Source organism: Victivallis sp. (assembly GCF_048170485.1).
Classification (GTDB): domain Bacteria; phylum Verrucomicrobiota; class Lentisphaeria; order Victivallales; family Victivallaceae; genus Victivallis.
On record NZ_DBEXAY010000216.1, the window covers coordinates 1 to 8,940 of the forward strand.

The following is an 8,940-nucleotide window of genomic DNA, read 5'->3' on the forward strand; positions in this document are numbered from 1 at the left end:
TCATGAAAGCTCTCGGCGTGCGCGATGAGTCGGTTCCGCTTGCCGAAGTCAGCGCCCGGCTCCAGCGTCTGCTCGCCCTCAAAAGCGGCATGGTGCTCTTTCTGCCCTCCTCCGGCCGGTGGTGCACCGCCGGGGCGATCGACAACATCAACGCCTCGCTGGCGGTCTCCGCATTCGGCCTCACCGGCGGCGCCGCGGCGATTCCGCTGGACATCATCCTGCGCGACGCCGTCATTCTCAGCCCCGGCCCCGAACTGAGCCGGCTGGTCGGCGCGCTGAAGACTCCGATCAGTTCCCGCGATTTCCGCGCCATCGTCGCCCGGCGCGCCGTCGTTCCGGTCTCCGACGCGGTGATGCAGCAGATGGCGCAGGCCGGTTGCGTGCGCAACCTCGACAAGGCGGCCTTCGACAAATACTGGAGCTCGGAAACTCCGGCCGGTCCTGCCGCCGGAACCCGCCGCTCCTGCGACGGCCGCAGTCTCAAGGAGGTCGATCTGCTGCTCACCAATGAGGAGGAGCGCAACGCGGGGAAATTCTCCGACGAGGAGGCGGCCGGGTTCCGCCGCTTCTTTGAAAACCTCAAGCCAGACACCGCGGTCCGTGAAGCGAAGCTGCTCGCCTCCATCATCTCCCGGCTCCACCTGCGTTCCACGCCGGAACAGCTCCGGGAAATCTGCACTCCTCTGCTGGCGAAAGCGCCGTTCTGGCCCGCCAATCCGGGACGGGTTCCGCTCTCGCAGCTGAGCGTCTGGGGAGAACTGCCCTCCAAGCAGCTGGAGAGCCTCGCCGCCGCCACCGCGGTGGTCTTCCCGGAAGAGTATCTCGCGGAGTGCGCGATGCGCCTGCCGCTCAAATCGCTCAACAGCGTCTGTGCCGGCGTCTCCGAAGAACTGCTCTTCGACTGCTGCTGCGAGCACAAGGTGTGCAGTGCCGACTTGCTGCTCTGGATCTGGAAGAACCGCAAGAAACGCCCCAGCGAGGAACTGCTCGGCCTCATCAACGTGGAGAACACGGCGCGCGCCCTCTCAGCGGACAACCTCCCGAAGGCGTGGAGTGCGGCGATCCGCGAACTGCGCGGCCTGTTGCTGGACAACGTCGACTTCCAGAAACAGCTGCTGGAAGCAGCTCACGGCGACGCGATGATGTTCGCCGCGGTGCTTCAGGGAGCGCTCTTCCTGAGTCCGGGCGAACGGCAGAGTTTGATGGTGAAGCTGTCGCGTATTTCGCCGATGCTGCGCGATTACCTGGAGAACGGCGCAGGACAGCGCATTCTCAAGGCCGGAATCGGCGTCACCGAAACCCGCGAACCGGTCACCAACGAACCCAATTACACCAGCGTCAAGTCGCACAAGCGGTTGATGAAGGAGCTGGACGACATCATCAACATCCACGTGCCGGAAAACCGCGAAGCCTTGAAAGTCGCCCGTGCGCACGGCGACTTCCGGGAGAACTCCGAATTCGACGCCGCCAAGGAACGCCGGAACTTCCTCAGCCGCCGCCGTTCGGAGCTGGAGCGCGAACTTGCCCGCATTCAGCCGATCAACCTCAAGGCGATCAAGGTGGAGGATTCCGCCATCATCGGTTCGGAGATCGAACTGCGCTACGACGACGGCGAAGTGGAGGTCTATCAGCTCCTCGGCGCCTGGGATGGAGATCCGGAGCGGAAATTCCTCTCCTACCGCACCCGCCTCGGCGCGGCGGTGCTCAACCGCCGTCAGGGCGAGACCTTCGAGGTGCCGGGCGGACGCAAGTGCACGCTGGTTGCGGTTCGTCCGCTCTCCGCGGAGATCATCGCGGAGCTTGACGAGTGAACCGGCGGCTTCACCAGCACTACTTCCCCCTGACAGTTCCCCATCCGGAACGGCTGGTGAACTGGCGGCAGACGGTCTCTTATTCGCGGGCGCGAGTGGAGGCCGGCAATCCGGTGTCGAAGGTCCTCTACAAGATCCCGGCACCGGCGGCCGCCGGAAAAAAAATCGCCTTTCTGGCCGACGTCCATTTTCGCGGCACCCCCGCCGATTTCCGGGTTGCCGAAAGTGCGGCGGCGGCCATTGCGTCATTTCAGCCTGACCTGCTGCTCACCGGCGGCGACCTCGTCGCGGACGGTTGTGACGTCGGGCGGCTGCCGGAACTGCTGAAGATTCTCGCCGGAACCGCGCCGGTCCGTCTGGCCGTGCCGGGCAACTGGGAACGCGGCAAGGAGTGGATCCCGATCAGCTTGTGGAACAAGTTGTTCGAACAGGGCGGCTTCCGCTTTCTCTGCAACCAGTCCTGGCGGGATGATGCATTCTATGTCTACGGGTGCGACGATCTCGCCCGCGGCACGCCGCGCCTTCCCGGCCTCTGGCCGGCGCACCAGACTGTCATTCTTCTTGCGCACAATCCGGATACGGTCATCGCACTCGATGCGGGCGACGCGTACGACGGGGTCCGCCTGGTCTGTTGCGGCCATACCCACGGCGGTCAGGTGCGGCTTCCGGGAGTCGGTTCGCTCTTCACGCCCAGCCGGTACGGCTGCCGGTTCGACTACGGGGAATTCCGGCGCAGAAAGACCGGCACCCGCATGATCGTGACCTCCGGGCTGGGAAATCTGTCGCTGCCATGGCGTTTCCGCTGCCGTCGCGAAGTAGTATTCATCCGCTTCACCGGGCGGTGAATTCTTGAAAAAATCCCTGCGGCGTGGTATATTAGAAAATTGTTACAGAAACGACAGCCAATGTCCGTAAACAGATGGAGATATCATCATGCGCAAGGTTCTGATTCCCACTAAACTCGACAAATTTGCCGCCCAGCTTCTCACCGAGCGCGGCTACCAGGTGGTGCTCGACGGCGCCACTCCCCTCGCCGATCTCATCAAGGCCAACAGCGATGCGGAAGTGCTGATCGTCCGCAGTGAAAAGATCACCCCGGAGATCATCGACCAGCTGCCGCAGCTCAAGCTGATCGTCCGCGCCGGAGCCGGCTTCAACACCATCGACATCAAGTACGCCCGCAAGCGCGACATCGATGTGATGAACACCCCCGGAGCGAACTCCAACGCCGTCGCCGAAGAGGTGATCGCGATGATCCTCGCCTCCTGCCGCCACCTCATTCCGGCGGATATCTCCACCCGCGCCGGCGAATGGGAGAAGAGCAAATTCATGGGCCGCGAACTGACCGGCAAGACGGTCGGCATCCTCGGGCTCGGCAACATCGGCCAGCTGCTGGTCAAGCGGCTCGCCGGCTTCGAAGTGAAAATTCTCGGGTACGACCCGATCCTCTCGCCCGCTCTCGCCGACAAGCTCGGCGTCGAGCTGACCAACGTGGACCGCATCTTTGCGGAGTCGGATTTCGTTTCGCTCCACATTCCGGAAAACGATGAAACCCGCGGCATGGTCAACCGCCGCCTCTTCGACCTGATGAAGCCCGGCGCCACGCTGATCAACTGCGCCCGCGCCGGCATCGTCAACGAAGAGGATCTGCGTGCCGTCAAGGCCGAAAAGAAGATCATCTTCTGCAACGACGTCTATCCGAAGGACGCCGCCGGTCCGAAGAGCGTCGCCGATGTGGCCGACATCATGCTGCCGCACCTCGGCGCCAACACGCATGAGGCGAATTTCACGGCTGCACGCCGCGCGGCGGAGCAGACCATCGCCTACTTCGAGCAGGGCATCACCAACTGCGTGGTCAACAAGGCGCTGCCGGACGGGCTCGACGCCAAGTACCAGAAGCTCGCCTACGTGCTGACCGCGCTCACCAACGCCTATCTCGGCAAGGACAACAATCCGACCCGGATTGAAACCAGCTTCTACGGCGATCTGGCCAAGTATGCCAAATGGATGACTCCGGCCCTCGCCGCCGGCATCGCCGCCGACTTCGCCGCCGACAACGGCCCGAAGGACGCGGAGCAGTTCCTGTCGGAAACCGGCATCGAACTGGTGAATCGCGAAGTGGACAACTCCAAGCACTACGGCCAGGCGATGAGCATCGACCTCTTCGTCGGCGGCAATCTGATCTACAAGGCGGGAGCCCGCGGCACCATCACCGAAAACAATCTGATGATTTCGCGCCTCAACGACTTCGATCAGCTCTACCTGGAGCCCACCGGGCACCATCTTTTCGTCGAATACAAGGATGAGCCGGGCGTCATCGGCCGGATCGCCGGAATCCTCGGCGAAAAGAACATCAACATCATCGATATCCGTGCCCCGCAGGATCTCAAGTCCGGACTCTCCCTCACGGTGGTGAAAACCAACGTGGAGGTGCCCGATATGCTCGTTCAGAAAATCCGGGAGGCGGTGAAGGCCAGCAAGGCCTTCCAGTTCACCTACCTGCCGTAATGTCAAAAATCTGCCGCGTCCCATTCCGGGGGCGCGGCAGACTCCAGCGAGGAGCGGTTCATGAGCATCAGTTTGCCCAATGAAATCATCAGCAGGGTCAAGCGGACCTGGGACTTTCTCCGTCCCGCGGCCGCCTCGCACAAACCGCTCCGCAATGCGGATCCGCTGATTAAGATGAATCTGCCTCCGCTGATGGGGCGGCGGGATGCCGCGTACGACTGCGCGGCGAAGCTCTTTTCCGACGATCTCTTTGCCAAAGAGGACGCGGAACGCAGCCGCATCTACACCATCGGCGACCAGCTCATGCAGCAGGCGGCGGAAGACACCCGGGCGATTCTCCGGATGCTCTCCAGCCCGGATACGGAGTTGCGCGAGCGGGGCATTCTTCACTTTGTCCTGCTGATCCGCAACATCTCCCAGACCCTGGGCGATTCGCTGGAACTCCAGGAGGAACTTCTTCAGGATGAATCGGTTTCGCCGCTGAAAGCGCTGGGGGTCACCCAGACGGAGGCGGAACTGGTCCGTTCGGAAAAATTCCTCGGCGACTACGAAATCAGCGTGATCAACCAGTTGCGCATCTATTTTGAGCGCGCATCGGTCAAGATCAGCCGTTACCGCGGTTACACCAACAAAAGCTTCAGCCCGGCCAACGCTTCCCGCTACCGCAAGGCGTATGACGCCTATATGAAAATTTACAGCGGGGAAGCCTGAGTCCGGCCTGCGGCGCATTTTCCAGAAAACCGCATTGATTTCCCCCCGGGGCGGCGTTATATTAATCGGATTACCACAGGAGGTTCCGAATGATGAAACAACCGCTGCGGGTCAATCTGCACACCCATACCCGCCGTTGTAAACACGCTCAGGGGGAAATTTCCGATTACTGCGCCGAAGCGGTGCGTCAGAATGTTGCCGTGCTCGGATTTTCCGACCACTCCCCCTTCCCCGGAGGGGAATACGCTTCGACACGAATGGACTTTACCGAACTTGCCGACTACTGCGATGACATCCGGCGCGCCCGGGAAGCATTTCCGGACTTGACAGTTCTCGCCGGTCTGGAGGCGGATTATCTTCCCGCGCTCGGCCCGTCGTTCTACCGGGAGGTCTACCTCGGGGAATATGGCCTGGACTATCTGATCGGCGCGGTTCATTTCACCCGCAGAGCAGGCGAACTCATCTGGGTCGGCGACATCACGCCGGAGGAGACGGAGCTGGTCAGAGGCTGCATCGAAGAGTCGATCCAAATGATGGAGAACGGTTTGATCGCCTACCTCGCGCATCCCGACATGGCGCTGGTCCGTTTCCGCACCTGGACGCCGGAACTTGCGGCGCTCTACCGGGATCTCATGCAGGCCTCGATCACATTCGATATCCCGCTGGAGATCAACGCCTACGGATTCCGCAAACCGCCGGTTCAGAACGGTCCGGAAAGCCGGCGGCAGTATCCCTGGAACCCGGTCTGGGAACTGGCGGCGGAGTGCGGAGTGAAAACGGTCATCGGAGCAGATGCCCATAAACCGGTCGATGTGTGGAGCAACATGCCCGAAGTTTTCGACTACAGCCGGCAATTCGGCCTCGTCAATTACAACGAGGCGACGGCAGCCCGGCTGCATCCGGCACGGAAAACGGCCGACTTCCGATAAAAAAACATATTCGGGTTGTTGAAAATCAGGATTCCCGGATTATATTACGCCTCTAATCAATTCAACCGGATGATTCTTTTATGCGGATTCCAATGTTTCGACACCCTTTGCAGACGTTTGCCGGCTATTTCAGCCGGCGGCAATTTTTTGAGCCGGGCGGCTACCTCGAAATCTGGAGGATCGCCTGGCCGCTGATTATTCTGAGCGCCAGCAACACGGTCATGATGCTGACCAACCGGATTTTTCTGGCACACGATTCTCCGGAGGAGATCGCCGCCGCCATGCCGGCGGGACAGATGTTCTTCACCTTGATGGCCTTCTTTCTGATCACCACCAGCTTCAGCGCAACCGTCATCGCCCAGTTTCACGGGGCAAATGACCGGGTCGGCTGCGTACAGGCGGCGTGGAACGGCTTCTATTTCGGTACGATCGTGGCCATTGTGCTCACCTTCACTCTGCCCGCAGGCGGCGCCTGGATCATCGCTCACAACGGGCATCATTCTGCCATCGCGGCCTATGAAACGGAATATTTCACGGCGATGTCCCCCTGCGCCGGGTTCACCTGCATGGAGCTTGGCTTCCTCTCCTTTTTCACCGGCCGGGGAAAAACCATGCTGGTCGCAACCATCAAGGTGATCGGCTGCCTGATCTGCGTACCGCTCAATTACATTCTGATTTTCGGGGAGTTCGGCCTCCCCCCGCTCGGAATTTTCGGGGCCGGGACCGCCAACTCCCTGGCCAACCTCTGCACGCTCATCATTTCCGCCTCGGTCTTTCTCATGGTACGGCAGTCGGAGTACGAAACGCGCCGTCACCGCCGCCCGGAATGGCGTTTTTTCCGCAAACTGCTAATTTTCGGGGCTCCCGCCGGACTGCAGACATTCATCCGCAATGCCGCGTTCGCCATCGTCGTGATGATGATCGGCAACCTCGGGAACGAAGCGCTGACCGCCACCAGCATCGCCCTGACCATCAACATGCTCGGCAATATGCCGATGATCGGACTCATGGATGCGACCAGCATCATCACCGGCCAGTATATCGGGAAACGACGCCTTCTCGTGGCGGAACGGATCTCCGGCCGTTCGTGGCGGATGCTCGCCTGCTGGATGCTCGCCGCCTCCTGCTTCTATCTCTTCGCGCCGGACCTGCTGATCAATTTGTTCGGTTCGAAAAATGCCGGGACCACCGGAATCAACTTTGAACAGGTTCATCAGAACGTCATCATCATTCTCCGCTGGGCCATCCTCTTCAATTTGCTCGACGCCACCCGGTTCATCGCCATGGGCAGTCTGCGCGGCGCCGGAGATACCCGGATTCCGCTCGCCATCGGCATGGCCACCTCATGGCTGATTCAGATTCCCGGAACGTTCTATCTCATCTGCGTGGTGAAAACAGGCGTGTCCCAGGTGTGGGCTCTGATCACCTTCTACATGGCGGTCGACGCGGCCCTGATGGTCTGGCGACGCCGTTCGGGAGCCTGGAAGACAATCCGGGTCATCGATCTGCCGCCGGCACCGACCGCGGAGGAGGAACAGGCGGAGGAGGCCGCGGCCCTCACCTGATTTGCCGCAACCGTTCAGAACGGAATTCCTTCGGCACGCCCGATCCGCCGCATTTCCGCGATCACCATCTCCGCCGTGATCCGGCGGATGCAGCGGGCGTCGCCTTTCGGACACTCCCGGCGGAAGCAGGGAGCGCACTCCACCTTGTCGAAGAGCAGGCTCCACTTCCGGCTGATCGGACCGGTCGCGGTGTAATCAGTCGGTCCGAACACCGCGATTCCCGGCCGGCCGAGCGCGGCGGAAAGATGCATGATTCCGGAATCGTTGGCGACGGTCAGCACCGAATTCGCCAGCAGATGCATCAGATCTGCCAACCCGGTCCGTCCGGAGAGATTGAACGCCCGGTCGCGGCGGAGTCCGGCAATCACTTCGTCGCCGATCGGCCGCTCGGAGGTGGAGCCCAGCACCACGACGATCCCGCCCGCTTCCACCCAGGCGGCGGCGACTTTGCGGAACGATTCCGCCGGCCAGCGTTTCGCCGCGCCGTACGCCGCGCCCGAGGCGACCGTCAGCATCCGGGGGTGCTCGCAGAACGCGGTGATCTCCGGAGCGAGTTCGTTGACTGCCGGTTTCAGGCGGAACTCCGGCAGAGAGCCATCCCACCGCGGCGCGCCGAGAGCGGACGCGATGGCGAGACATTTGTTGGTCTGATGCATTTTCGCAAGCTGACGATCTTCCCGGGGCGGAAAATGGAAACTGTACGCCAGCAGTCGCGAGCGGCATCGCGCCGCCGCACCGTAGAGACGCGGCACCCCGGCCAGACGCATGGTCAGGGCGTCGCGGAACGAGTTGTTGAAAAGTACGCCGACCCCGAGCCGCTGCTGACGAAGCGAGAGAATCTCCTCGAACGACCAGCCGCTGTGGATCTTTGCCAGCGGCAGAAATCCATCCACATCGGGCAGCGATCCGTAGAGAGCACGCTGACCGGCGGGAGCCACCACCTGCAACGAACAATATTCCGGAACAATCCGGCGGAGCATGCCGAGCGCGGGCAAAGCCATGACCGCATCCCCCAGATGGTTCGGCATGCGCAGAACCAGCCCGTTCCGCCAGGCCTCGCGCGGGATGGTCAGACGGGGGAATTCCGGTGCCGGGTAGTCGTGCAGCAGATCCAGATGGTGCACATACTCCGGCGGACAGGCCGCATCGTCACAACTCATACCTTCCCTCACAAATTCCCGCAGGCTGCGCCGTCCACTGCCCGAAGCCGAGCTTCGACAATCACCGTGTCGCCGTCAATCAACAAACCCGCTGTTTCTCTGAAATGTTCATAAAATATCACCCGGCGGAACTCTTTTCAATCTGTCACAGGGGACAAAGGTGCGGTTTTTAACGGATTGTTGGACAATATTTGCCGCTTTTACTTGCATTTTCAGAAAAAAAAAGTCTATTAATACAACGAAAGAAAACCCGAAT

General features: G+C 61.3%; 7 protein-coding genes. 6 read left to right on the forward strand and 1 reads right to left on the reverse strand.

Annotation, left to right across the window (positions count from 1 at the left end):
* The 6 genes from ACMLHG_RS11275 to ACMLHG_RS11300 all read left to right on the forward strand — a co-directional run.
* Nucleotides 1-1,811 (forward strand): GreA/GreB family elongation factor (locus tag ACMLHG_RS11275; RefSeq protein ID WP_417170555.1); only part of this gene is annotated, 1,811 nt, incomplete at its 5' end.
* Nucleotides 1,808-2,656 (forward strand): metallophosphoesterase, encoded by an 849-nt coding sequence (locus tag ACMLHG_RS11280; protein WP_294435441.1) that lies wholly within the window; start codon nucleotides 1,808-1,810, stop codon nucleotides 2,654-2,656. The genes ACMLHG_RS11275 and ACMLHG_RS11280, both read left to right, overlap by 4 nt.
* Before the next feature lie 88 nt (nucleotides 2,657-2,744).
* On the forward strand, nucleotides 2,745-4,319 hold the full coding sequence (locus tag ACMLHG_RS11285) for a 3-phosphoglycerate dehydrogenase family protein (RefSeq protein ID WP_294435439.1): 1,575 nt from the start codon (nucleotides 2,745-2,747) through the stop codon (nucleotides 4,317-4,319).
* A gap of 60 nt (nucleotides 4,320-4,379) precedes the next feature.
* On the forward strand, nucleotides 4,380-5,030 hold the full coding sequence (locus ACMLHG_RS11290; protein ID WP_294435437.1) for a hypothetical protein: 651 nt from the start codon (nucleotides 4,380-4,382) through the stop codon (nucleotides 5,028-5,030).
* A gap of 89 nt (nucleotides 5,031-5,119) precedes the next feature.
* Nucleotides 5,120-5,959, forward strand: coding sequence for a histidinol-phosphatase (locus ACMLHG_RS11295; protein WP_417170556.1), 840 nt, complete (start codon nucleotides 5,120-5,122; stop codon nucleotides 5,957-5,959).
* Nucleotides 5,960-6,039: 80 nt separating this feature from the next.
* Nucleotides 6,040-7,524, forward strand: a complete 1,485-nt coding sequence (locus tag ACMLHG_RS11300) for an MATE family efflux transporter (protein WP_417170557.1) — start codon at nucleotides 6,040-6,042, stop codon at nucleotides 7,522-7,524.
* A 14-nt stretch (nucleotides 7,525-7,538) separates the two neighbouring features.
* Here ACMLHG_RS11300 and waaF read toward each other — a convergent pair whose 3' ends face one another.
* Nucleotides 7,539-8,684, reverse strand: a complete 1,146-nt coding sequence (gene waaF, locus ACMLHG_RS11305) for a lipopolysaccharide heptosyltransferase II (RefSeq protein WP_417170558.1) — start codon at nucleotides 8,682-8,684, stop codon at nucleotides 7,539-7,541.
* Nucleotides 8,685-8,940 lie beyond the last annotated feature (256 nt).